The organism is Haloarchaeobius amylolyticus (assembly GCF_042678045.1).
GTDB lineage: Archaea > Halobacteriota > Halobacteria > Halobacteriales > Natrialbaceae > Natrinema > Natrinema amylolyticus_A.
This window is the reverse complement of sequence record NZ_JBHUDI010000002.1, coordinates 176,674-200,240: the sequence shown is the minus strand read 5'-3', so window position 1 is coordinate 200,240 and position 23,567 is coordinate 176,674. Positions and strand designations below refer to the sequence as shown.

The 23,567-nt window shown below is 59.9% G+C and carries 20 protein-coding genes and 3 pseudogenes; 13 read left to right on the top strand and 10 right to left on the bottom strand.

Annotation, left to right across the window (positions count from 1 at the left end; all coding sequences use genetic code 11):
* Positions 1-85: 85 nt before the first annotated feature.
* The gene (locus ACFR99_RS03585) at positions 86-724 is read left to right on the top strand and encodes a phosphoribosyltransferase (RefSeq protein ID WP_390284452.1); all 639 of its coding nucleotides are present in this window, start codon (positions 86-88) and stop codon (positions 722-724) included.
* Between the two features lie 410 nt (positions 725-1,134).
* Here the strand turns inward: ACFR99_RS03585 and ACFR99_RS03580 are convergent.
* A pseudogene (locus ACFR99_RS03580) lies at positions 1,135-1,283 on the bottom strand (universal stress protein); the annotation flags it as partial.
* A gap of 118 nt (positions 1,284-1,401) precedes the next feature.
* On the opposite strand from ACFR99_RS03580, the gene ACFR99_RS03575 reads away from it, so the two are divergent.
* Positions 1,402-2,421 carry a BtrH N-terminal domain-containing protein gene (locus ACFR99_RS03575; RefSeq protein ID WP_390284450.1) on the top strand — a complete coding sequence of 340 codons (1,020 nt, stop codon included), beginning with the start codon at positions 1,402-1,404 and terminating at the stop codon, positions 2,419-2,421.
* Between the two features lie 525 nt (positions 2,422-2,946).
* On the opposite strand, the pseudogene ACFR99_RS03570 reads toward ACFR99_RS03575, so the two are convergent.
* Positions 2,947-3,582, bottom strand: a pseudogene (locus tag ACFR99_RS03570) (IS6 family transposase).
* A gap of 104 nt (positions 3,583-3,686) precedes the next feature.
* Here ACFR99_RS03570 and ACFR99_RS03565 point away from each other — a divergent pair.
* Together ACFR99_RS03565 and ACFR99_RS03560 are read left to right on the top strand one after the other, a co-directional pair.
* Positions 3,687-4,172 carry a universal stress protein gene (locus ACFR99_RS03565; protein ID WP_390284448.1) on the top strand — a complete coding sequence of 162 codons (486 nt, stop codon included), beginning with the start codon at positions 3,687-3,689 and terminating at the stop codon, positions 4,170-4,172.
* A gap of 546 nt (positions 4,173-4,718) precedes the next feature.
* Positions 4,719-5,183, top strand: coding sequence for a pyridoxamine 5'-phosphate oxidase family protein (locus tag ACFR99_RS03560; protein WP_390284569.1), 465 nt, complete (start codon positions 4,719-4,721; stop codon positions 5,181-5,183).
* Positions 5,184-5,428: 245 nt separating this feature from the next.
* Here the strand turns inward: ACFR99_RS03560 and ACFR99_RS03555 are convergent, their stop codons facing one another.
* A complete protein-coding gene (locus tag ACFR99_RS03555) occupies positions 5,429-6,094 on the bottom strand; it encodes a helix-turn-helix domain-containing protein (RefSeq protein ID WP_390284446.1) in 666 nt (221 codons plus the stop codon).
* Between the two features lie 135 nt (positions 6,095-6,229).
* On the opposite strand from ACFR99_RS03555, the gene ACFR99_RS03550 reads away from it, so the two are divergent.
* Complete coding sequence (locus tag ACFR99_RS03550; RefSeq protein ID WP_390284444.1) at positions 6,230-6,649, top strand: SRPBCC family protein; 420 nt, start codon at positions 6,230-6,232, stop codon at positions 6,647-6,649.
* Positions 6,650-6,838: 189 nt separating this feature from the next.
* Complete coding sequence (locus ACFR99_RS03545; RefSeq protein ID WP_390284442.1) at positions 6,839-7,075, top strand: DUF2249 domain-containing protein; 237 nt, start codon at positions 6,839-6,841, stop codon at positions 7,073-7,075.
* Positions 7,076-7,104: 29 nt separating this feature from the next.
* Here ACFR99_RS03545 and ACFR99_RS03540 read toward each other — a convergent pair whose 3' ends face one another.
* The 5 genes from ACFR99_RS03540 to ACFR99_RS03520 all read right to left on the bottom strand — a co-directional run bounded on the left by ACFR99_RS03540 (position 7,105) and on the right by ACFR99_RS03520 (position 12,278).
* Entirely contained in the window at positions 7,105-7,368 is a 264-nt protein-coding gene (locus tag ACFR99_RS03540) for a DUF2249 domain-containing protein (protein ID WP_390284440.1), read from the bottom strand.
* A 138-nt stretch (positions 7,369-7,506) separates the two neighbouring features.
* Positions 7,507-8,685 carry a hypothetical protein gene (locus tag ACFR99_RS03535; protein WP_390284438.1) on the bottom strand — a complete coding sequence of 393 codons (1,179 nt, stop codon included), beginning with the start codon at positions 8,683-8,685 and terminating at the stop codon, positions 7,507-7,509.
* Positions 8,686-8,781: 96 nt separating this feature from the next.
* On the bottom strand, positions 8,782-9,159 hold the full coding sequence (locus tag ACFR99_RS03530; protein ID WP_390284436.1) for a cupin domain-containing protein: 378 nt from the start codon (positions 9,157-9,159) through the stop codon (positions 8,782-8,784).
* Between the two features lie 272 nt (positions 9,160-9,431).
* The gene (locus ACFR99_RS03525; RefSeq protein WP_390284434.1) at positions 9,432-9,650 is read right to left on the bottom strand and encodes a hypothetical protein; all 219 of its coding nucleotides are present in this window, start codon (positions 9,648-9,650) and stop codon (positions 9,432-9,434) included.
* A gap of 312 nt (positions 9,651-9,962) precedes the next feature.
* Positions 9,963-12,278, bottom strand: coding sequence for a nitric-oxide reductase large subunit (locus ACFR99_RS03520; RefSeq protein ID WP_390284432.1), 2,316 nt, complete (start codon positions 12,276-12,278; stop codon positions 9,963-9,965).
* A 366-nt stretch (positions 12,279-12,644) separates the two neighbouring features.
* Here ACFR99_RS03520 and ACFR99_RS03515 point away from each other — a divergent pair, with 366 nt between their 5' ends.
* Both ACFR99_RS03515 and ACFR99_RS03510 read left to right on the top strand, forming a co-directional pair.
* Positions 12,645-13,238, top strand: a complete 594-nt coding sequence (locus tag ACFR99_RS03515; protein WP_390284430.1) for a hypothetical protein — start codon at positions 12,645-12,647, stop codon at positions 13,236-13,238.
* A gap of 167 nt (positions 13,239-13,405) precedes the next feature.
* The gene (locus ACFR99_RS03510; RefSeq protein WP_390284428.1) at positions 13,406-14,767 is read left to right on the top strand and encodes a hypothetical protein; all 1,362 of its coding nucleotides are present in this window, start codon (positions 13,406-13,408) and stop codon (positions 14,765-14,767) included.
* A gap of 559 nt (positions 14,768-15,326) precedes the next feature.
* Here the strand turns inward: ACFR99_RS03510 and ACFR99_RS03505 are convergent.
* Together ACFR99_RS03505 and ACFR99_RS03500 are read right to left on the bottom strand one after the other, a co-directional pair.
* Entirely contained in the window at positions 15,327-16,481 is a 1,155-nt protein-coding gene (locus tag ACFR99_RS03505; protein ID WP_390284426.1) for a multicopper oxidase domain-containing protein, read from the bottom strand.
* A gap of 217 nt (positions 16,482-16,698) precedes the next feature.
* Positions 16,699-17,595: an alpha/beta hydrolase gene (locus tag ACFR99_RS03500; protein ID WP_390284424.1), complete on the bottom strand. Its 897-nt coding sequence runs from the start codon at positions 17,593-17,595 to the stop codon at positions 16,699-16,701.
* Between the two features lie 301 nt (positions 17,596-17,896).
* Here ACFR99_RS03500 and ACFR99_RS03495 point away from each other — a divergent pair, with 301 nt between their 5' ends.
* The 5 genes and pseudogenes from ACFR99_RS03495 to ACFR99_RS03475 all read left to right on the top strand — a co-directional run.
* Entirely contained in the window at positions 17,897-18,733 is an 837-nt protein-coding gene (locus ACFR99_RS03495) for a mycofactocin-coupled SDR family oxidoreductase (protein WP_390284422.1), read from the top strand.
* Positions 18,734-19,233: 500 nt separating this feature from the next.
* Positions 19,234-20,115, top strand: coding sequence for a ZIP family metal transporter (locus tag ACFR99_RS03490; protein WP_390284420.1), 882 nt, complete (start codon positions 19,234-19,236; stop codon positions 20,113-20,115).
* Positions 20,116-20,425: 310 nt separating this feature from the next.
* Positions 20,426-21,406, top strand: coding sequence for a gamma-glutamyltransferase (locus ACFR99_RS03485; protein ID WP_390284418.1), 981 nt, complete (start codon positions 20,426-20,428; stop codon positions 21,404-21,406).
* A gap of 91 nt (positions 21,407-21,497) precedes the next feature.
* Complete coding sequence (locus ACFR99_RS03480; RefSeq protein ID WP_390284416.1) at positions 21,498-22,244, top strand: proteasome assembly chaperone family protein; 747 nt, start codon at positions 21,498-21,500, stop codon at positions 22,242-22,244.
* A 404-nt stretch (positions 22,245-22,648) separates the two neighbouring features.
* Positions 22,649-23,015: pseudogene (locus ACFR99_RS03475) on the top strand (DUF234 domain-containing protein); the annotation flags it as partial.
* Positions 23,016-23,567: the final 552 nt, after the last annotated feature.

Sequence of the window (23,567 nt, the reverse complement as noted above, 5' to 3'; positions counted from 1 at the left end):
CGTCCTGCCTCGGACGATCGATCGGTCACGCCGACATCACCACCCGTGTATTATATAAGTCGGTCACGTTCTCGGACCCAGAACCATGGCAACATCCCGGCGATTCACAGACCGAACAGAGGCGGGAGAACAACTCGCGGAGGCACTCTTGGAGCGAGAGATCGACGCGGATATCGCGCTGGCCATTCCTCGAGGCGGCCTTCCGCTCGGACGAGCAGTCGCCGACGCGCTTGAAGTGTCACTCGACATCGTCGTTGCGAAGAAGATCGGCGCGCCGGGCAATCCGGAGTACGCGATCGGGGCCGTCGCGAGCGATGGAAGCGTCTGGCGAAACGAGGCGGCGTTCCGCGGTACTGGCGCCGACGAGGAGTACTTCGAACGACAGCGCGAGGTAGAAGCGGAAAACGCGCGTCAGAAGGCCGAGCGCTACCGGGGCGATCGATCGGAGCCCGATTTGGCGGGGAAAACCGTTGTCGTCGTCGACGACGGCGTCGCGACGGGATCGACTGTCAGGGCGTGTCTCGAGAAACTCCAGGGAACGGACGCCGATCGGATCGTCCTGGCAGTGCCGGTCGGTCCGCCCGACACCATTGACGAACTGGAAGCGGAGGCTGACGAAGTCGTCTGTCTCGAGACGCCTGCCGGCTTCAGGGGTGTCGGACAGTTCTACGAAAACTTTCAGCAAGTATCCGATGAGGAGGCGATGGCGTATCTAGACCGGTGATCGGTCGAGGACGAGAACCGTCGATCAGTTCCCCGTACCCGGGAACGGGGGTGTCTCGATCTACGGGATCGGCATGGTCGACGACGTGAACGACAACGAAACCGTGGCGATGGCCGAACTGTTCGACGACAAAGATCACGGAATGGACGTCCTCTAGTAACAACTGGAACGAGTTACATACCGATCGCATAGCCCTCGTGCGATCGGGTGTGCAGTGACGTTCAGTGGCTACTATAGATCCGGGGGTCAACCTCCACACGAACACGACGAGACACGCTGTGGGCAGCCACTCCTGTTCGACTGCACACCGATCGAATGCTATCCATCGCTTCCGCCGAGGGGTACGGCGCAAGCCACGCGATACCGAGGCAAGGGAGGTCCTGGAGGGGATAGGTACGTGATAAGAAGATAACCCGTTCGCTTCCGCCCTCGTCGTACGCGGTGGGATCGACCGCGTGAACCACTGTGATCGATCCGTCCATCGCGTCCGCGATGTCGGCGGCGTCGGAGAGACGTTCTTGGAGTCTTCGGATCCGTCGACGGCCCCAAGACACTCCATGATCGTGAGGTCGGCCCGGGCTGTGTGCCCTCAAAGCGCCGGTTGCCGCCCATCGGATGTGTGCCGTTATGCACCGCCAGGGTGTATTAATTACCTGCACGTCGATCGTACGTCCTGTATGGAACTCGTCGAAGGCTACGATCACCAGTCCGGCGTCCACTGTGGAGCGGCCGCAATCCGGAACTTCGCGGCATACTACGGGTGGAACGACAGCGAGGCAGCGTGTTTCGGCATCGGGGGCGGTCCAGCGTTCGTCCTGTACGAGCATCCCGAGAAACCCTGGGTCACGTTTCGGGCGAGTCCGATCTGGCTGGAACGTGCCTACTTCGAACGGCTCGGCGTTCCTCACCTGTACCAAGAGGGAAACGACGTCGAGGCGGCCTGGCAGAACGTCACCAGTTACGTCGACGATGGCGACCCGGTGATGCTGTTTCTCGATCCGGGATCCCTCGAGTATCTCCCCGAGGAACCGACTCATCTCCCGCCACACGTCGCCGTGCTAATCGGCTACGACGACGAGACGGCACTGCTTTCGGACGCGGCGATGGAGACCCGACAGGAAGTCCCTTGGTCGACGCTTGAGGACGCCTGGAGCCACGATCGGTTCGTCTCGCTCGAAAACGAGTTTCTCGTCGTGACCCGCGCGGCACGGACGGAGGACGAAACGGACGCAGCTGCGGCTGGCCTGCGACAGGCAGCGGCGTACATGCTCGACCCACTCCACATAAAACGAGACGCACGGGGTCCGGGTGAGGAAGGACTCCCCGCGTTACGGTCGTTCGGGGAGTATCTCGGTACGTGGCCGGATCTGCCGGAGCCGGCCAGACCGATCCGAGCCGCAAAGCGAAGTATCGACGAACACGGAGATGGAACGGCGTTTCGTGGTCTCTTCGCCGAGTCGCTCGCAGAACTGGGACAGCGGACCGACCTCGATCCCGCGCTCGGCGACCGGATGGCGGACGTCGGTTCGGAGTGGCAACTCGTCACCGAGCGACTGGACGAGATCCTGGAACAAAGAGGGTCTCACCCCGAACGCTTCGAAGAGGCGGCGAGTCTCGTCGGCACCGTTGCGAACCGCGAAGAGACAATCTTCGAGGACCTCCAGGAGGAACTGGGACCGGTCGACGGCCATGAGTGAGCGGGGCTGACCCTGAGTTTTTGATCGCCTCTTATCGAGAGGTGCGAGACGGGAGCGAATCCGGAACGCAGCACATCTCGCGGCGTTCGATTGCGAGATTGACTCGATCTTCCGCGTCGATCAGCAGATTACCCTGTCCGAGTAAGAGGAACCCTGACAGAATCCGACATCGTCGACCAGGTGTATCGTTTGGGCGACTTCGCGCCTGGCGAGCAAGCGGAGGTGGCCCTCGTGATGCTATTTTGCTGTAGCCGGAAGGAGCCGCCTGGCTCGAACGATTCTCGTTTCCGTTGTCGAGGTGAGAGACCAGCTCTTTGCGGACGTCGACGAGACCGCTGCCGACTGCGATCGATCGGTCGCGATCGATTCCGATATCGCGACCCGAAGCGCCTCGTTCACATCGTCCTCGGTGCCTACGGGTTGTTCGACGCGGAGCGAGCGTTGTATGCAAGCGTCGCCAAGACGGTCGTACGCCGAGAGCCGGTTCCCGTCACCGTCGTTCGCTGAGGGACCGTACGGCATCGTTCAGGTTAGCTGACTCCAGTAGTATGCGTAGCTTTGCAACCCTGTTTCGACGGTTGCTGGACCGGCATTTCTGAAACGGTTTCTAAACTGGTAGGTATATCGTTCTATCTCTTAGAATATATGTTCAACAGCGTTCCGATTTCCGCGTGTTTCGTATCGAAACCGGAGCTCGTGATCATGAAGTGGCGCTTTGAGCCATGGTGCTGAATCGATGAGAAACACAGCGTCATCGACATCGTGTTGCTCCCGCAGTTCAGTGAGAAACATCGAGGTAAGTGCTGTCGTTCGCGCTGAATAGAGCTTGACGTGCAGAAGTCCGTTCGTTTCCGGATCGACGGCGGCGTGCAGCCAGTAGCGCTGATTTTCAAGTTAGATCACTGTTCCGTCAAGCGCGACGTGATCCGGGTGCTTTCCGCCTGTTGGCTGTAGATCGGTCCTCTACACCCAGTTATGAACAGTTGATTGTGCCCATTTGACACCGAATCCATACAGAACAGAAACAGTATTTGAAAGTGATATATCTGCCAAATGGTGCTGGATACTCAATTCCATCAGCTTGTGCGGTGTCGCCTCTCGCTCCACACACTCTAATCGGATCGCTGCATTAGATCCGTTGAGGCGGTCGATTTCTGACATGAACCGCTAGCAAATCGCACTGTCTTATCCTTCATCCTAATCTGAACAGCGTCACCGTACGACCCCCAAGCTTGTTCACCGCCAGTAGCGAAGTACCGATAGCAATGACGTTTCTCGTACCCTTTGACGGGTCCTATCTGGCCGAGGCAGCGCTGTTACGAGCAGCCGAGTACGGCGAATCGCTGGACCAAGAGGTGCTCGCTCTGACCATCGTTCCGGACGACGAAGCGTACGCGATCGATGTCGGGTGGTATGAAGAAGGAGAGGACGAACCCTTTAGTGTCCCGTACGTCGCCGGAAAACTCCAAGAGGGAGTCACCGATATTGCCCCACAGGCCGCGTTCCGGTACGAGCGAATCGATCAGGGAACAGCCGCGGCAATTACGACGCGGATCAGAGCGATTACCGAGGAGATTCGGCCGTCGGTCGTCTTCCTTGGAACCGACAACGTCGGCGAAATCGCCCAGCCGGTGACCAGCGTCGCCGGCGGCGTCGCGGAAAATCCGACGTACGACGTCCACATCGTCCGATACTACGCACCACCCTCGATTCCAGAGGTTCGACTGGCAGAGGGGATGTACGAGACGTAGCGGTGGCAGTTCCACCGTTTAGGCTGGGTCAACGACATCATGAGCGTTGCGATACCAGGGTGGGGCCCGCCAACTCGTTTCACACTATGTCACAATCGACGGATGTCGGAGTGCTTTTGATGACCGTTCGGAGCGAACGGAATGATATGTTCAGTACCGTGCTCGTCCCGACCGACGGCAATGCCGGTGCCGAAGCGACCACCACCAACGCGACCAGTTGGCACAAAGGATCTCACGCCGACGTGAGTCTGCGAAGAGTCTGAAGGCGCCGCCGGCAGTAGACGTGGCCCTTTGACGCTGTCTTTGTCTTCGATCAGACACTCGTTCACAACTCGTCGACATACACGATCGTACAATTAAAATATCCACTCAGTATGACTTTAAGCTGATATATATAACATACTCGTATTATGTCAAGAAAGGACAATCTCGAGGCGGTACCGACCTCGCGCTGAACACCATCCGCTCCCGACAAGGACCGAGCATGCGACGGAATCGTACAGGACCCACCCGGTGTTTTTTACGACGGTCGTCGTACCCGGTGCTATGTCACAGGACATTGGTGTAGAACTGGAGCGGGACGAAATAGAGGAATTTCTACAGGATCAGAGCCTCGGGGTACTCGGCCTCGCAACAGATGGGGAGGCGTACACAATTCCAATCGCGTTCGCCTACGACAGGGGAACGAACAGATGTTTTTTCCGATTCGTAATGAGTGATAACAGCAGGAAGCGCGCGTTCGTCACCGAAACCGACCGCGCAAGCCTGACCGTCTACGAGTGGAACACAAAAAGTCAGTGGGTGAGCGTCGTCGCCAGCGGACCGATCCGACACGTATCGGATTCCGATCTGAGTCATGCGGCAACGCTGTTCTCCGAAGTGGGTGAGGAAGCAGCCCTCGAGATCTTCAATGACGACCTTTCCGAGTACGAGTCGGTGTGGTACGAACTGTCGGTCTCGGAGATCACCGGCCGCGGCCAATACGTCGGCTCGAGGGAGAGCCTCGTCTGAGCGGGCTCCACCAGTCAGCGCGAACGAAGTCAAACCAGACGCCACGTACGGCGTGATGGATCTCCTACGTAACCGGCGCAGCCGAAGCTGACGGGTTCGGTGGTCTCGGCGGCGAATCTCCAGCGGATCCTCAACGGATCGACGAGCGAGAACCAGCGAGACGCCTTCGCCGACGCGTGCACGGGCGCGTCCAGGCCGTCCTGACCGACGAGAGCTTATTTACCGTCGAAACAGTCGAGTGACCGCTACTGTGTCGGGGGTGCCACTTCGTTCGTATCGATGTTGTCGGCGCTCGTGGCGAACTGTTTGATGATCTTCTCCTCGGCGCGGTGGAGCGTTTCACTGCACGTCGACTTGGCGATGTCGACGTCGTCGGCGAGTTCCGTCAGCGTGACCCTGCGCGGGGTATCGTAGTATCCCAGTTCGATCGCTCGCTGTACGAGTGTCGTCTGTTTGTCGCTCAACAACTGCGTCGTTTCGATGCGGTGCGTGACGGACTTCACGTCGAACGAGATATCGAACTCGCGTAACTGGTCTGCGAGCAGCGAGAGCCGTTCCCGTGCCGCGGTGATCTCCCAGTCGACTGCGCCGTCACTGACTGTAAACGGTAACTCGAGCGGTGTGCCGGCTTCTCGAACCGGGAACAAGAGGATCGGAGACGACGTCTCGAACTGGATGAGGACGCTGTCGTCCGTTCGCTGGAGCAGATCGATGTTCGTGACGTCGTCGTAGTTGTCCATCGTTCGAACGACAGCGCCGATGTCCGAGTGGGTGACCTCGGTGAGTGCGACACCACCCATCTCCTTGGGGAACGCAGTGAGAATTTCGAAAACCGCGTTCGGATACTCCCGCGAGAGTTCGCCGATCCAGATCCGGTCGGGGATCGTGATTCTGATCTCAGCACTGGGCATGGGAGTCGATATGCGGCCCCGCCGTGTATCAGTGTGGTCGAACATGTTCGGTTCCTATGTGGGGTCGGAGACTCTAGTCGGATCGACCCTGTGAAGACCGCCAACGGTAAGCCGCTGCCGTAGCTCTCTCCGAGTATGGAAACGGTCTCGCTGTCGCGGCGGTTCGACGCAGAACCGGAGACGCTCCGCGAGCTCATAACGGACGTCGAACCGTTCATGCGCGGGGCGAACTTCGATTTCGTCGAGAGACGGGGAACGACGCTCGAGATCGCGAACAGCGTCGGTCTCGCGACGATCGAACTCGAGCTCGAGATCGTCGACGATCCGGACGCGGTACTCGTCTACGAGCACCGCGACGGGATCTTCGAGGAGATGGTGACGCGGTACGAGCTGACTCGACACGGCGATCAGACCGAGGTCACTGCAACGACGGATTTCGAGGTCGACGTCGCGCTCGTGGGGATGATTCTGGATGCGACGGTCATCAAGCGACAGCGACGGCGGGAACTCTCCGCACAGTTCGAGTACCTCGCCGAACGAGTTGGAGACGAGTAGGGACGGCGGGCCGATCGTGAAACGGCCAACGGTAATTCTGGGCTGCAACCGTCTTGGGTGCCGGCGGGAGGCCCGTTTTCGGGGCTCGAGCGTCGAAGGTGCCCGAACAGTCCGGACAGCCACACGGAGACTGCGAGTGCGAACACCATCGGCAGAATGGGTTTCCCCACACGCTGCGTGGGTCCGTGTATGAGTACAGAAACGACCGACAACACCACGCGCACGCTGGACGTTCGCGAGATCGACGGTGAGCCGTTCGGCGAGATCATGGCCGCACTCGAGACGCTCCCGGAGGCGGGAACGCTCGTCCTCGTCAGTCGCTTCGAGCCGGTTCCGTTATACAACGTTCTCAAACAGAGAGGGTTCACCGCCGAACCGTCCCAGCGAGCGGCCGACGAGTGGCATGTGTCGATCACCCACGCGTAGATCGGTCACCGGGAGTGGCCGACAGGGCCCTACGCACGCCAGATGACCGTCACGACGCACTCGTCCGTCTCGACGGTCTCGTACTCGTATCCGCGATCGGTCAGTTGCGGATACAGGTGCTGTGGCGCTCGATCGTTCAACTGGACGAGGACGGTCTCCGCCCCGAGGTCGCTTAGCTGCTCCAGCGTATTCTGCAGCGGCTGTGGCGGTGGGAGATCCCGTGCGTCCAACAGCTCCCGGGGAGTGTCTGACGGTGCAGGGGTCCGTGCAACGATTTCGTCTGTCTCGACCATATGGACGGATAGGAGCCACTACCCCCAGGCGATTATCCCGAAGATGTTCCGCTTCGGGGCCATCTCCCCAGGCTCTGCCCGGGGCCACGGTCGTGATCGACGGTCACACGGTGTGGCAGTCCCACGGTCCGAAGGACACTACCGAGCGGCGAATACGGCGACGATCACGTACGCGTACAGGAGTGCGCCGCCGAGAGTCACTAGGTGGCCGACCGTCGTCAGAAGCGGTCTGTGACCGGCAAGGCCGATGAGCTGAACGACCAGGCCACCCGCGAGACTGGCGATCGAGACGAGTGCGGTACGGTCCGACGCCCCCGGCAGCGCTCCGACGGCCGGTGGATAGAACTGATACGCGAGCCCGACGATCGTGAGTCCGAGGAATCCGAGCCCGTTCAGTCGGAGGTGTGCCAGCACGAGTTCCGGTGACTGCTGCTCGAGCGCGAACCACAGTCCGAGTGCGACTCCACCGACACCGCTCGCTGCGCCGGCGAGGACGGCAGTGAAGCCCACACGTCGACGCTCCGACCGGACGAAGAGGAGGGCGACCCCGAGGGCGAACCCGGTGACTGCGATCGCTTCGACGAGCGCGCCGAGCCGGAACCGGGGCCCGATCCCGAGGTGGGCGGCGAGGACGGCCGGGCCGAGTGCCCCTGCAGGGAGGACCACCACGACGAGCGTCCACGGCAGGGACGCGACGAAAAACCGCGGGAGGAGTCGAAATCCAAGCGCGAAGATTAGGACGCCGGCCGTGCCCGCCGCCAGCAGGTGTGTCACTCGAGGGAGAGTGCCGTCGAAAAGCACCGGCAGTGCCGTGTAGACGGCGAGGGTTTCGTACGTTCCCACGGCGAGATAGCCAAGCGCCACCGGAACGAAGCCGTTCGCCACGCGGTCGATCGGCTGGCGCTCGGCGTTCGTCTCGCCCGTTGCGGTCTCGCGACCCGTTAGATTGCCCCGCACCGTCCAGAGGAGCGTCCCGAGAAACACGCCAACGCCGAGGCTCCACAGGCTGGCGCCGGCCGATCCGAGCCACGGTGGGCCGACCTCAAGCGACGTTCCGACGAGTCCAGCCGTGCCGGCGACAGTGAATGGGAACTGCACCGCTGGCGCGCGTGCGAACGCGAGTTGCCGATCGAAATACGTCGGCACGAGCGAGTACGCTTTCCCGAACACCATGTGCAGGACGAACCCGTAGACGCCGAGCACGACTTCGGCGTGTCTCGGGATCTCGGCGACAGTTCCCACCTGCCAGGCGATCAGAAACAGGACGCTGGCGAGGACGTAGCGTCGAGCCCATCGGGAGACTATTGCTGTGGTCATTCGGCCGAATCGCTTCGGTGTCTTCCGCCGTTTACGGCCACGTTCTTGTGTGTACCGATGGAGTCGTACTGTGGTGGGGCTGGCCGTCGGTCGTGGCTACTCTGCACCTGGATCGAACGTATTCTCGCGAATCCCCGTCCGAACGGGGTCGTGTTCCTCGTCCGTCGGTGGCGGCGCGGTCACGAGTAACGCTTCCATCCGCTCGTCGTCGGCTCGTATCCCGCGTTTAGTTCCGGCATCGATAACGACCACGTCACCCGGGTTCACGTCGTGTTCGTCGTCGCCGTCACGAACCACAGCGGACCCCGACTGAACCGCCATGGTGACGTCGCTCGCCGGTGCGTGGACCGGAATGAACTGTCCGGGCTCAAAGTAGCCAAGGACGACCTTCATTCGCGGACTTTCGAAGATCGTGCGAGCGGAGAACCGCTGCTCGTCGTACGCGCGTTCAGACTCGAAATCGGTGGCTACCATTATCGTCCCTCCTGGTCGTGACCGGCTGCGGAGCCGCCGTTTCGCTTCGGTCTCCGATCCTGACCGGGCGTGGACGAGTTCGTTTCCGTTCGATGCGTTCCGTGACGCGCGCCAGTCGGTTCGGGGGACGTGGCGAGACGTGTGTCACTCGAAAACGCTGGCAAGGACACTGCTGAACAGTCAGACATACGTCTGTGTTCTGGACAGCACGGTGTAGCTGTCGTCCCGAACACGTTCGTCTCGTCGTCGGGCGCTCCCGTGAGAGGGGGACGCTATCGAATTCCCAACACGCCGTCCGTGGCTGGACGGACCACGCCGTGTTCGTCACCAACTACTCGAGTGTCGACTACGAACTGATCGACATCGTCGAGGTCGGCGACCGCTCGAGCGACTTCCAGACAGCTACGACAGCAGAACGATCCCTGCACGTCGGTCGCCGTCACGGCAGCTGTCGGCGTCGGCAATCCATACAACGTACACTCGTCGGCCATATGCGAATCAGTGGCGTTACGGAGCGCCGATCGACGTGTGATACGTCGTCGGTGGTGCGAGCCGGAGCGGTGCGACGACAGCCGTGGCGAGGGACATCCGTCGTCTCACCCGGTTAGACTCGCGCGTGGCGGCGCACGGTCGAGAGCGACGCGATCGCTCCTCGAACACCCTCGATTCGACACCGAACTCGGGGATGGTCTCGAGACGATCCATGCCTGTGAATGGCAGGCCTAGCAGCAAAACGCTGGTGTGTATTGTACGTCCGCGGTTACGACGTCGGAGGTCGGGTCGACAAAAGTCGAATGAGCGGATCAGTCGTCGTCGCTGACCGGCTCGACGACCTCACGGTCGCCGAAGACCCGATCGGCGATGACGTGGCTGCTGGTCTCCTCGGCGGTCGCCTTGCGCTGGAAGAGCAGCTTCACCGCGACGTCCCAGGCGAAGACGACTGCACCCAGGATCAACAGCGTGTCGCCGGGCATGCGCAGCCAGAACAGCGTCTGGATCAGCCCGCCGCTGTAGAACTCGAGGCTCCGCGAGGCGGCGTAGCCCTGCGTGAAGCCGACCTCGAGCTGGAGGAAGCCGATCGGCAGCAGCGACAGGAAGATCATCAGCGCCAGCCCGACGTTACAGAGCCAGAACGACCAGCGCAGCCGACGGCTGGTCCAGCGCTCGGGGCGAGTCGTCACGCGAAGGATGTAGACGGCCATCCCCATCGCGAGCAGGCCGAACGCGCCGAACATCGCGCCATGGGCGTGTGCGACCGTGAGGTAGGTCCCGGTCTCGTAGTAGCTGATCAGCGGGAGATTGATGAAGAAGCCGGTCACGCCGGCCCCGAAGAAGTTCCAGACGCTCGAGGCGACGATGAAGTAGAAGGCCATCCGGTAGGGGAAGTCCGTCCCGGCGGTATCCATGGCGCGGTACTGGCCCAGCGCCTCGTAGAGGATAAAGAGCAGCGGAATGAACTCGATGGTCGAGAAGACACTCCCGATAGGGAGCCAGACCTCTGGGAGACCGGCCCACCAGTAGTGGTGGGAGACGCCGATGATGCCGCTGCCCATGACGAGCGCAGCCTGGAAGATGACCGCTTTCTCGGCGGACTTCTTCGAGAGCAAGTTCATCGACACCAGCGTCAGGGCGATGACGACGAGAATGAAGAACTCGAAGACGCCCTCGACCCACATGTGGACGACCCACCAGCGCCAGAACTCCGTCACGACGATGTTCGTCCGGGGGGTGTAGAGAAACCCGGCCATGAACAGCAGGCCGATCGAACCGCCAGCGTAGACGATCATGTGGGCCAGCCCGTAGCGTGGCTCGCGGTCGAGCAGCGGCTTGAACCCGCGGGCCACGAGCGCGGTCCAGCCGAGGAAGCCGACCAGTAGACCCAGCTGCCAGACGCGGCCGATCTCGAGGTACTCGAGGCCTTCGTTGCCGAGCAGCCACCAGAGCTGGCCGTCGAAGACGTTGTTGGTGCCGAGCCAGATGCCGGCCAGGCCGCCGACGGCGACGACGAGCAGGGCGCCGATCAGACCCTTGACGTACAGTGCCTGCTTGCGCGTCTCGTGGCCCGTCAGCAGCGGTGCGAGGAAGAGCCCGGCGCCGAGCCACATCGTGGCGATCCAGAGGATGCCGAGGTCGACGTGCCAGGTCCGGACGATCGACCAGGGCAGCCACTGGAGGATGTCGAACCCGATCGCCTCGCTGAGGCCGAAGAACCCGTCGCGCTCGACGTAGTAGTGGGCGAGCAGGCCGCCCAGCAGCGCCTGGGCGACGAACAGCAGTGCGCCGATGAGGACGAAGCGGGTGCTCAACAGCTGACTCGGAGTCAACTCGATCTCCCTGGGATGGGGGATCGAGACGCCGGTGGCGTCAGGCTCAGGGAGTTCGATGCTCTGGTAGAGCCAAATCGCCACCCCGGCACCGCCGACCAGCAAGACCATCGCGATGACGCTCCAGGTCATCACCGGACCGCCCGCACCGTTGCCTGCGGCGGGCGAGTACGGCCAGTCGTTGGTGAACGACGCCTCGGAGTTCGGGCGATCGGTGTGGGAGATCCACGCGGTCCACAGTGCGAAGTCTGCGAACGCCTCGGCCTCCTCGGCGCTCGGCACCTGACCCTCGGGGATGCCACGCTCGCGGTCACCCTCGTGGTAGCGCTCGACGTAGTCCGCACGGACCTGCTCATGGGCGTAGACCTCCGCCGCAGAGTACTCGACCTGCGAGCCGTACTCGCTCGACTGCAGTTCCTGTCGGACCTGCTCGTCGACCCCGGCCTGCACCGAGGCGTTCAGCGCCGAATAGTTCGCGTCGTGGCGCTCCTGCGCGTAGTACTCGCGCATGTACTCGGTTTTCAACTCGAGCGTGTTCGCGGTGTAGTCGGTGTCGTAGTAACTCCCGCGCCCGAGTATCGAGCCCTGATTCATCAGTCCGTTCTCCTGGAAGATCGCTTTCCCGTCCTGGACGTCCTCGTTCGTCGCGACCGTCTCGCCGTCAGGCCCGACGATCGTGTCGGGGATATCGGGCGAGTTCTCGTAGGAGAGCCACGCCCCACCGCCCATGACGATGAGGTTCACGACGAAAATCGTCGCGAGGAACGTCGCCAGTTGCTTTCTGGTTACCTGCATCACAATCGGCACTCGAGCCTAACCCCCCCTCAAATAGCCGGCAGTTCCTGCAGGCTGGAAGAGGGGGCGAACGTGTTCGCGATAACGAACAGGGGCGGAGGCGGCGTACCACCGTCTCAATCGGCAGCCGTGATGAACCCGGACTGGTCCTCGCGGCCGCTGCTACTGTCGGATAACACTTAGTGCAATGTCGGTCGTGACAGCTGCCGATAGACGAGTCCGAGCGATCGGTCGACACGTTGAATCGGTCCGACAGTACGAAGACCGCTCTCGAGCAGGATGACGTCCGTAATTCGATTCTGTCCGAGCTCTGCCGCGAACATGTCCGGGACCACGCATAGCGTCCCACGTCCTGTACCCTCACTCATGGCCGGATTCCCCTCGCCGTTCGGTGGTGACAGCGACGACGGTGGCCTCTTCGACGACGACGGAGCGTTCGTCCCCGAGCACATCCCCGAACCGGGACCGTTCCTGGAAGACCACCGCGTGCTCAAGGGCGACGATCACGTCGCCTTCCACGCGATCACGCGGGAACTCTTCGAGGAGCGAAAGGTGTACGATATGACGTTCAACTACAACCTCGCGCGGCTCAACCTCGATACGCGACACCCGGACGCAGGCTATCGCTACGCCGAGGAGGCCGACGATCCGTCGGTACTCCGGGCCGAGTTCACGCCGACGACGCCGTTCTGTCCACAGACCCACACGCTCACGATCGGTTCGTTTCGCGCGTGGAACGGACTTGCCGACCGTCACGAATACGACCTCGTCCGTGTCCGTGCCGCATCGTCACACCACCAAAGCGAAGAGATCAACGCACAACTCGAGGACCTCGAGGAGACGTATCTTGAGACGGGCTCGGTGAACCACGAATCGGTGGACGACGTCGGCTCGAGTCCGATGGCACGCGCCATACAACGCGAGGGAACGGACCGCGGCGATTCGGAAACGTCGTTCTGACGGCTATCGCGGCCCATCACAGCAACGACCGCTTGCAGGACGGTCGCTGAACTGGACGGCGCCCAGTAGGTGGGGATGACTGGTAGGCGCAGTCGCGAGCCCGGTCGTCACAGCTCGCGGAATATGTTCGGGAGTATGTGGACGGTGACGGCGACGAGAGTGAGTATATGGGCGCAATACCGGGCAACGTCGACGCTGATCAGAGTCCGCCGATGACGATCCCGCTTCGACACTTCCTCGTCGGACTCGGCTTTCTCCTCTTCGGGGCAGTCGTCGGGACGTTGAGCGCGCTTGGCACCCTCTCGGGCCAGCCGATCCTCACACACGTTCACCTGTTGCTCGCGGGCTGGGTCTGTGTGACCATCATGGGGGCGATGACCCAGTTCGTGCCGGTCTGGTCCGGCGTCTCGTTACACTCGAGGCGTCTCGCGAGCACACAGCTGTGGCTCGTCACGGGTGGGCTCGTCGTGTTCGCCGGGACCCTTCTGGCAGGTGCGTACCAGTGGCTCCCCGTTGGCGGCGGGTTGATGCTGATCGGCTTCTGGGCGTTCGTCTACAACATCGGCCGGACCCTCGATGCCGCCCGGCCGTGGGACATAACGGAGCGTCACTTCGCGCTTGCGCTCGCGTTCTTCGTGTCGCTAACCGTGCTGGGCGTGACGCTGGCGATCGCCTATACCCGTCCCCTGTTCATCGACTTGCCCGTCACGCATGGGTCCGTTCGGCTGGCCCACGCGACGCTCGCGATCTACGGGGCAGTTCTCACGACGGTCTTCGGGGCGCTGTACCAGCTGGCGACGATGTTCACGCAGTCGAAGCTCCACGGGATCGACGAGCCACTCCGACGGATCGAAGAGTACGGCTTCCCGATCGGTGTGCTCGCACTGGCGAGTGGACGGCTGTTCGTCCACGACCTGCTCGCGCGAATCGGCGGCGTCCTGATCGTTGTGAGTGTCCTCGCGATCAGCATCATCCTTGCCCGCCGGCTCCTCGAGGCACAGGTACCGTGGACTCCGATGTTGAGCCGGTACGCGGTCGTCGCCGCGACGATGGCCGCGTGGGCGCTCTGGACCGCCACGTTCTGGGTTCGCGCTCCCCTCGAGTCGACGATGCTGTTCGGTGCGCCGGGAGCGGTCCATCTGCTGACTCTTGGCGTGATCGGCTTCGTCGTTCTCGGGACCCTCTATCACGTCGTCCCGTTCATCGTCTGGGTCCACCGATACAGTGACCGCCTCGGATTGGAAGCCGTCCCGATGATCGACGACCTCTATGATGACCGACTGGCTACAGTCGACTTCGCGCTCCTGACTGTTGGCCTCTGTCTGCTCGTCGTCGCTGATCTGATCGAGTTTCCGACGGCGATGTCCGTTGCGGGCGGACTGGCAGTGACCGCCGGTTCGGCCGTCTTTCTCGCGAACATGGTGCTCGTCATCCGGAGACACAGCCCGCAGACGCTCCCTGGGATCCTGTTCGACCGATTCGCGAGCGAGCACGACGACGCTCGAGCACAGTCCACTGTCGAGCCATGAGACGAACTCCCGTCAGTCAGTGCCAGTCCGCAACCCCATTCGCGGTCGCGCCGACAACGCTGCGGGCTCTGCGGGCGTTCTGCTCACCACGACCGTAGTGCAAGTGTCAGTAGTGCCCTGAAAGGCACCGCGAAGCAGTGAACCGCCTCGGGGTCAAGCCCCGAGGCACTCGGCCTGCTCCGCCTGTAGATTTGGACTGTCCTGCCCTCAACAGCTCTTCCACCGTCCGGAAGGTGAAACGATATCTATCGGATGCTGTGACCACCCCGACCGTAACCTACCCTCTCGCTCGAGTGTGTCAAGTTTCTAATAGCCAGAGGTGGCTGACTGATCCACGGGAGCTTCGAGATCGGACGGAAGACTCCGTCTTCCGTACTGAGCGAATCGGCCATTCACGATATCGTCGGTGCAAAGCGCCGACTGCTCGAGGATCGGAGATCCCTCGCTGTCCGCGAAGCCGTCGGTTCCGCTTGATACTAAGTGATGGACTCTCGAATTACTGGTCCCGAAACGGGACACCTATTGCACCTATTGGGACTATTCTAGCTACTGTAGCTATTCACCCTTCGTACCCTGCGTACGTCATGAGGTCGGCGAAGACCTCGGTATCCATCGCGTCGCGGTAGACGATACCGTTGACCATTCCGCCGGGATATGACTCCCTGTTCATCGCGTGGTTGACCTTGTGGCAGTGCATGAGGTAGATACCGGGATCGGCATCGGCTTCGAACTCGACGGTGTGGCGTTCCGCGGGCGCGATGTTCGTAACGTCCTGTTCGTACTGCGCCGCGTCGGGGACCTGCCCGCCGTCTTTCTCGACGAGACGGAAGCGGTGGTTGTGCGTGTGCATCGGGTGAGACATGTACCCCGCGTTGACCATGTGGAGGCGGACGGTGTCGCCGTGATCGACGATGATCGGCGAACCTTCCTCGGGGTGGAGCGTCCGCGGGAGACTCTTGCCGTTGATCGTGAACACGTCAGGGTTGCGGTTCCGTGGGCTGTAGTCGACGTCTTCGCCGGCGAACTGGCGATTCAGTCGCGAGTCCCAGTCTTTCAGCGTGAAGAAGTACTCCTTGTCCGCGGGCTCGTATCCCTTCGGATCGACACGGAAGATTCCGTACATCCCCATATCGATGTGCCGATGAGTCTGGTAGTGACAGTGGTAGAGGTGCGTCCCCGGGACGTTCGCCGGGATCGTGTACGTATGTGTTTCACCGGGATTGACCGTGACACCGGTCGTCGTCGGCACGCCGTCGTTTTCCCACGTTTTCTTCGCGCCGTGGAAGTGCAACGTGTGCGGATGATCGTTACCTGTGTTGTCGAGCGTCACCTCGATGTCGTTCCCCTCCGTCGTCCGAAGGATCGGGCCCGGAACACTCGGCGTCCCGTCGTCGGCTTTGAACGCCCAGACCCGTGGCAGTTCGATCGGACCGCCCATCGAATCCATCGGATGGACGGCGTGTTTAGCCGTGACCGACTGCAGCGTGACGCTGCCGCCCTGCTCGTCGACCTGGACGACGTCCGGAGAGTTCGTCCACGGAAGCTTAGCGTTCGACGACGCCGGTTCTTCGGACGACTCCGCGGATGCGGGGTCCTGCTGGGCCCCCTGTCCCGTACAGCCAGCCAAACCAGTCACTGCTGCGATGCTGCCAGTTGCAGCAACGAATTCGCGTCGCGATATCCCCAAACCAGGTGCGCCGATACGATCACTCATGACAGCTGGATCTATGAAATGTCGACGTATAACGGGTCAAAACCGTTCTTGAGTGCCGAGAACGACTGGGAACATGTTCTCCCCGACTATTTAAAGGATCCATGCACCATTTCGAATGGTGGTCGCGATAGACACACCGCTCGAGAGAACGAACGACTCATCCGAGAAATCGATCGTACTATTTCACCAGATCAGTGTCAGAAGAGAGAGAGAACATCTACGGATTGAGGTGTTCGACGAACCATTCGATTGCAGCCGTGCTCGCCTCATCGAAGCCCTCAGTGTAGGCGTCGAAGTGGCCGCCGTCAAGGGTGACGATGCTTTTCGGTTCACGGGCCTGTTCGTACGTCTCGAACGCTGCGTCCTTCACTGCCAGATGATCTCCTTCAGCAATGACCATCCGAAGCGGAACGGGGCTGATCTCCTCGACGTGGTCTTTTGGCGCGTACTCACTCATCAGTTCGATCGTTCTGAGAGTGACTTCGTTCTCCCAGTTCGGTGCGCGCTCCGCTTCGGTCTCGGTAAACCACTCGTATGAATCCTGTGTGGGAAGCGCGGCGTCGCCAAGTAACTCCTCGGAGACGACCGGGAGATACATCGGATCCTCGCCCCGAAACCGAGCGCGACGGTCCTCGTTGATTTGCTCCCGCAACTCTCCGATTAGATCTGCGCGGACGAGCCGTCGAAGGTTGTACAGGCCATCTGTCAGCGGAACTTGCGAGACGACACAGTCGACGCGGTTATCCCACGCACCGACGGTCAATACGTGCCCGCCGCTGTAACTCGTTCCCCAGACGCCGATCCGCTCGGAATCGACTTCCTCGCGTGTTTCTGCGTACGTGATGGCGTGTCGATAATCCCGTACCTGCTGGTAGGGGTCGATCTCGTAGCGGGGTTCACCGTCGCTTTCGCCGAAGTTTCGATTGTCGAAGACGACCGATCCGAGGCCGGCCTCGGCGAACGCTTCAGCGAACTTGTCGAGGTACATCTCTTTGACTGCGGAGAAGCCGTGTGCCATCACGACTGTCGGAACCGGCTCGTCCGCGTCGTCGGGAGTATACAGCCAACCGCGTAACGTGTCTCCTTCTGCTTCGAATTCGATGTTCTCGCGCATTGCTGCTAGTCAATCGATAACATATGTCTTAGTTGTTGGGAGAGATTTCAACGATCAGAGACGGTACGCTACTGCGAAGTGTAAATGGTACGTATCGCGCATCGCTGTAACCGGACTCATTACGGTATTAGATACCACATTTAGTATATTCACACTATATTTTTATTTATGGGTAATGGGGATGTATGTGAGGCAGCGACGTGGACTCGAGTGAGACTCTGCTGGTAACGTCGAGTCACGAGACCCCGCTAGAGGAGGAGATTCGTAGGAAAGGGCCAACAGGCCTCTCGAGTTTCAACGTATGTCTCAAAACAAACCCATGCCAGAATACGATTTCACCAACAAGGTCGCATTCGTGACCGGTGCCGCACGCGGGCAAGGGCGATCACACGCGAAAATGTACGCCGAGCACGGTGCCGATGTTGTTCTCATCGACGTCTGTGATAGTATGGAGTCGATACCGTACAATCTCGGTACTCGCGACGAACTCGATGCGGTCGTCGACGAAGTCGAAGAGCACGGTCAAGACGCGCTTGCTATCGAATGCGACGTCTCCAACGAAGCGCATGTCGAGGATGCAGTTACGCAGGCGATCGAGGAGTTCGGAAAAATCGATTTCCTCGCGAACAACGCCGGCATCTTCACCCTCTCCGAAGCAGTGGAAATGAGCGAAGCGGAGTGGGACAGGGTTCTCGATACGAATCTCAAGGGAGTCTGGTTGTGCTCAAAACACGTCGCTAAACACATGATCGACCGCGGTGACGGTGGCAAAATAATCAGTACGTCCTCTGGATACGGTCTCGTCGGTGGTTTACTGGAGGGTCACTACACTGCGGCTAAACATGGCGTGAACGGATTGACGAAGACATTGGCGCTGGAGTTGGCTGAGTACGATATCAACGTCAACGCCGTCGCTCCGACAGGCGTCGATACGCCGATGATGGAAGAGTTCGTCGAGGTGTACGGCGACGAGATTCTTGACGAGGTCGTAGAACTCACTGGTCCCTGGAATATCTTCGGGGGCGGTATGATCGAGTCACATCACATCAGCGAGGCCTATATGTGGCTCTCGAGTGATGCCTCCCGGTACGTGACGGGAATCACATTGCCGGTCGATGCCGGTCTTAGTGCAAAGTGATCTTCTGCTCAGTCTCTACACTGTCTTCTTTTCTATCATTCGTTCGGAAGAGTATGTTTCGATGCCGCTCTCCGAGACTGTTCGCCGAGTCTTCACAAGGCTGCCGGTAGCCAAATTGCCATCGTTCGGAGTCCCCAAAGACGGATACGGATCGCTCGGTCGTCGACCTGTCTCCAGTTTCCGACGACGGCACCCCATCGGTGAAGATCGCAATGGAGAAATGGACACGGCGGTCGAAGCTGCCAGCACCACACCGATCGCGGACGACCTCCCGTAGGTAGGGTGGGATCGCGCTCGAGAAACGAGTCCAAAGAACCAGCCGGCAGAACGTCGTGTTCTCGTTGCTGGTGCTCGTGGCACTGATTTTTCCGCATCTCGCTTTCTATCAGATATCGTTTTGGTACCCCGTCTGCATTCCAATCGGAGAATGGGATTTAGGAGAACCTAAAATATATTTTGTTTTTGGAAAGACTTTATTGCCTCTGGCTCCAAGAGAGCGTATGAGTCTTGCAGAGAACCTCGCGCTCGTATTCATCGCTGGACTCGTCACTGCGCTCGCGACTGGAATCGGGGCGCTCCCGTTTTTCTTCGTCGACGAGTTTAGCGACCGCTGGAACGTGGGACTGTGGGGCACTGCGTCGGGGATCATGCTGACGGTGTCGGTGTTCGGTCTCGTCGATGAAGGACTCGCCTACGCTTCGGGTGAGATCCCGACGCTGATGGTCGGCGGACTATTCGCTGGCGTGTTGCTGGTAGAAGTCTCCGACAGAGTGTTAGACGTCGTCGATTTCGCCGGAGACCGCGACGGTGGTGAGAGGCCGGTCCAGACCGACGGTGCGGGCCACGACCACGACGAGGTCGCACTCGAGGCACGAGCGTTCGCGGAGGGCGACCTGAAGAAGCTCGTGCTCATCCTCGGTATCCTCACGGTCCACAGCTTCCCGGAGGGTGTGGCGGTCGGCGTCTCGTTCGCCGAACTGGGACTGGACGGTGGCCTCGCGATCCTGGGCTTTTCGGTCCCGCTACTGGCGGTGTTCATGACCGTCGCGATTTCGATCCACAACATCCCCGAGGGGACCGCCATCGCCATTCCGATGCGGGCGATGGGGCTGTCGAACTGGCGGATGGTCGGCGCAGCAGTCTTCTCGAGTCTTCCCCAGCCCATCGGCGCGGTCATCGCGTTCGTGTTCGTCTCCTGGGCAGAGTCGTTCCTCCCGTTCGGCTACGGGTTCGCCGCCGGTGCGATGGTTTACCTGGTCCTCACCGAGTTCATCCCCGAGGCGCTCGAAACCGGGACAGACCTGCCGAGTCACGGCTACCGCGAGCTAGCGGCCGGGCTCGCTATCGGCGTGACCGCGATGCTGCCGATACTTCTAGTGTAAAACAACGGTAAAACGGGGTTCGACGAACAGCCGATACTCTGGTGCTGAACGAGCGCGTTGCATCTCCCCACTGACAGCGAGGAAGCTCGAGATAGCCGGCATCGATAGTTGCCGACTCGGAAAGGATCGATCGTGGATCCACGCGAACGATTGTCTCGAACATGTGGACACCCCTCTCCTACCTGTTCACTCCTGTAGTCATTTGTTCGTTGCAGATAGTGGCTTCGCACACTGCTACGATTGAACTATAAGGTTTTCTGATACTGCACATGATGTGGACAATTATCATGGTTTCCAATAACAATTGCCCATGGGACAAGATAGTCCACAAACAGAGTCGAACGACTCGGCAGCAGATTCCACAGAACGCGTTACGACAACAAAGCGGACGTTCCTTCAGGGAACGGGCGTCACACTGGGTGCCAGCATGGTCCCGGTCGGGGCCAGTAGCGCGTTCGAGAAGTCGTCGATCGCGACTGACTCCACTGCCGTCGCAGAATCGAACGGCGGAATGATCTCGAGCGTCCACCCGCGGGCGACGGAAGCCGGCGTAGAAATCCTCGAGAGCGGAGGGAACGCGATCGACGCGGCAGTCGCCGTCCAGTTCGCGCTCAACGTCGTTCAGCCCCACTCGTTGGGGATCGGTGGTGGTGGGTTCATGCTCGTCTATAGCGCCGACGAGGACGAGATCATCGCGATCGACAACCGGGAGCGAGCGCCTCTCGGAGCGCGACCCGATATGTTTCTGGATAACCAGGGTGAGGAGGTCCCATTCCTGGCGCGCCACACGAACGGCAAGGCGGTCGGCGTCCCCGGGACGCTGAAGACTGCCGACGTAGCCGTCAAACGGTTCGGCCGGACGGAGCTCAGCGAACTCATCCAGCCGGCTATCGAGTTGGCCGCACCGGACGGACGAACGGTTACCGTCGACGAGTTCCTGGCGAGTTCCATCGCGGACAACGTCGAAGACGGAGCACTCACTCCAACTGCCCGAGAAGTGTTCGCCCCAAGTGGCGAACCCCTCGAGGAGGGAGACGAACTCGTCCAGCCGGACCTCGCCGACACCCTCCGTATCATTCGCGACGACGGCATCGGCCCGTTCTATAAGGGAGAGATCGCGAAAGATATCGCCGAGACAGTCCAGGGTGCAGCATGCTACCGAAAGACAGGCGGGAGCATGACCGTCGACGACCTCGGCCGATACAACGTCAATATCACCAGGCCCACCTACGAGACCTATGACGGAGTTATCGACTGGTCGACCGTGCGCGTGCGACACCGAATAACATAGAAATCGCAGCTAAAAGTAATAATTCTGCTAAGTGGAACTGGACAGTGCCCCATAGGCATATGTAACGAGCTGATGTAGTCTGACGAAGATCATGCCAGAGACATCTGACGGACTGTTTCACCGGTCGACCGACCTCGATGCGGAGTCACCGACGCTGGTCGAAGGGTTGCCGGGTCACGGTCTCGTTGCGTCGATCGCCGTCGACCAGATCACCGACCAGCTCGGACTCGAAGAGTACGGGTCGATCCGATCCGATGCCTTTCCGCCCGTTGCATCGTTCATGAGCGGGATGATTCAGGATACGGTACGCGTCTATGGCGGAACGGACCCGGATATCATGACGCTGCAGAGTGATGTCCCGATCCCGGAAGACGCGTTCACCGATCTGAGTCAGTGTGTGCTGGAGGAACTGGCAGACGACTTCAGCCGGGCGATTTTCCTTGCTGGTGCGCCAGCCCAGTCCGAGGATCAGCAGGGCGATGTCGTCGGCGTCGCGACGACCGAGGCAGTGAAGACGGACCTCGAGGACGCCGGGATCGAGCTAGCAGCAGACTCCGGTGCCGTAGGTGGCGTGACCGGTGCACTCGTCAATGCCTGTTATCAGGCAGATGTGCCGGCAGCATTGCTACTTGTCCGCGCGGACCCGCATCTCCCGGATCCGGCTGCGGCACGATCCGTGATCGAGACGGCGCTTGAACCGCTCGTCGAATTCGATATTGATACCACCGAGCTTCGTGAGCAGGCGGAAGAGATTCAGCGCCAGAAACAGCAGGTCGCACAGCAGTTACAGCAGAGACAGGACCAACAGGACGAGCCCGTCCGGGGGATGTTCCGCTAGGGGTCGCTTTTGAGGTCTGTCTGGCCTTCCATAGCAACCATCATGGGTATCGTTAGCGTCTGACAAAGAGTTTTATACGCTACTATCAAATTGTGTTCTCGTTCCCATGAACTCCTGTAAGTATTGCGGCGAGCCAGCGTCAATAGTTGACACGCCTGCTGCACATCCATGTATCGACTCGGACGAACTACCTGAGGTTATCTACGAATGTCGGGTAGGGCACATATGGACGCCGTCCCGGCATAAAGTAGGATAACGATCCCTGACATTGCGACAACGAGCAGCCGTCAGTGCTACAGTTCACTCGACGATAACGATCTGTGGCACACTCAGTTACCAATTCTAGAATAGCCAATTTTGAATTAGCCTATTCTGAATTTGCTTATTTGACAAGGTTATGATGGTATCTGAACAAAGAGTTCAAACGACTTTGTTTGGACGCCCCTCCCTGCCCTATACTCTGACAAGATGTTCATCGATGTCGGCTGATGGTGGTACAAGGAGCACGAAGTCGACGTTGTCGGGTTGATCAACTCCGGACCGATGGTGGTCGGCGAGTGTAAATTCACGACGTCACCCCTCGACTACAGCGCGCTCGCATCGCTCGAAGAACATGCCGACGAGATTCGGTGGTCGTCGAGCGGTGAGACCGTCACTCGAGAATACGCGCTCTTCTCCCGAAACGGGTTCACGCGATCGGTTCGCGAGGCTGCTGCCGACCGGGATGACCTTCAGTCGTTCTCCCTCGATCAGATCGTTTCCGGCGCCTGAACACAACTCGGCTGAAGTACACGGCGATGTTTGTTTACAGCCACGACGTCGTCACGGCCATGAATTGTTTGATATATGTGTAGAAGATAAGACTATATTTGTTAGTATATAATAACACCAAAATTGTCAAATAGTGTCTGCCTTATGTTATGTTAAATAGTCATCTATAGTTTCCCCAGGAGCTAGTCGACTATCCAAAACAGAGGTCACAGAACACATCTACAGACAAAACTATTACGTTGCAGTGGATATATACATCTCCGAATCGGTAAAACAATACTGGTTGTACGCTGTGCAACTTAATCTAAACGGGCACTGCCATATACTTCCGATATTATGGGAAATTGGGGGTATTTCGAAACATATAGTGGGTAATAGTGGCAGAAACGCCATAGTTTATAAATAGTACATCAGCATCTACTATCACCACCATCTCATATTCAGATACAAGTGACAGGGTAATCGGTATAGCTCTAAAATGGTATTTCAAAGTATATAATCGCGAACCCCACAGATCACGTACTATTTGAGCGGACGAAACGAGGATGCAGA

What these genes read in the sequence shown, in the direction of transcription:
- ACFR99_RS03515 (WP_390284430.1), top strand. Translation starts at nt 12,645, where the DNA reads ATGGCCGGATTCCCCTCGCCGTTCGGTGGTGACAGCGACGACGGTGGC.
- ACFR99_RS03530 (WP_390284436.1), bottom strand. Translation starts at nt 9,159, where the DNA reads ATGGTAGCCACCGATTTCGAGTCTGAACGCGCGTACGACGAGCAGCGG.
- ACFR99_RS03495 (WP_390284422.1), top strand. Translation starts at nt 17,897, where the DNA reads ATGTCTCAAAACAAACCCATGCCAGAATACGATTTCACCAACAAGGTC.
- ACFR99_RS03560 (WP_390284569.1), top strand. Translation starts at nt 4,719, where the DNA reads ATGTCACAGGACATTGGTGTAGAACTGGAGCGGGACGAAATAGAGGAA.
- ACFR99_RS03490 (WP_390284420.1), top strand. Translation starts at nt 19,234, where the DNA reads ATGAGTCTTGCAGAGAACCTCGCGCTCGTATTCATCGCTGGACTCGTC.
- ACFR99_RS03505 (WP_390284426.1), bottom strand. Translation starts at nt 16,481, where the DNA reads ATGAGTGATCGTATCGGCGCACCTGGTTTGGGGATATCGCGACGCGAA.
- ACFR99_RS03535 (WP_390284438.1), bottom strand. Translation starts at nt 8,685, where the DNA reads ATGACCACAGCAATAGTCTCCCGATGGGCTCGACGCTACGTCCTCGCC.
- ACFR99_RS03585 (WP_390284452.1), top strand. Translation starts at nt 86, where the DNA reads ATGGCAACATCCCGGCGATTCACAGACCGAACAGAGGCGGGAGAACAA.
- ACFR99_RS03550 (WP_390284444.1), top strand. Translation starts at nt 6,230, where the DNA reads ATGGAAACGGTCTCGCTGTCGCGGCGGTTCGACGCAGAACCGGAGACG.
- ACFR99_RS03500 (WP_390284424.1), bottom strand. Translation starts at nt 17,595, where the DNA reads ATGCGCGAGAACATCGAATTCGAAGCAGAAGGAGACACGTTACGCGGT.
- ACFR99_RS03565 (WP_390284448.1), top strand. Translation starts at nt 3,687, where the DNA reads ATGACGTTTCTCGTACCCTTTGACGGGTCCTATCTGGCCGAGGCAGCG.
- ACFR99_RS03555 (WP_390284446.1), bottom strand. Translation starts at nt 6,094, where the DNA reads ATGCCCAGTGCTGAGATCAGAATCACGATCCCCGACCGGATCTGGATC.
- ACFR99_RS03545 (WP_390284442.1), top strand. Translation starts at nt 6,839, where the DNA reads ATGAGTACAGAAACGACCGACAACACCACGCGCACGCTGGACGTTCGC.
- ACFR99_RS03510 (WP_390284428.1), top strand. Translation starts at nt 13,406, where the DNA reads ATGGGCGCAATACCGGGCAACGTCGACGCTGATCAGAGTCCGCCGATG.
- ACFR99_RS03485 (WP_390284418.1), top strand. Translation starts at nt 20,426, where the DNA reads ATGGGACAAGATAGTCCACAAACAGAGTCGAACGACTCGGCAGCAGAT.
- ACFR99_RS03520 (WP_390284432.1), bottom strand. Translation starts at nt 12,278, where the DNA reads ATGCAGGTAACCAGAAAGCAACTGGCGACGTTCCTCGCGACGATTTTC.
- ACFR99_RS03575 (WP_390284450.1), top strand. Translation starts at nt 1,402, where the DNA reads ATGGAACTCGTCGAAGGCTACGATCACCAGTCCGGCGTCCACTGTGGA.
- ACFR99_RS03480 (WP_390284416.1), top strand. Translation starts at nt 21,498, where the DNA reads ATGCCAGAGACATCTGACGGACTGTTTCACCGGTCGACCGACCTCGAT.
- ACFR99_RS03525 (WP_390284434.1), bottom strand. Translation starts at nt 9,650, where the DNA reads ATGGCCGACGAGTGTACGTTGTATGGATTGCCGACGCCGACAGCTGCC.
- ACFR99_RS03540 (WP_390284440.1), bottom strand. Translation starts at nt 7,368, where the DNA reads ATGGTCGAGACAGACGAAATCGTTGCACGGACCCCTGCACCGTCAGAC.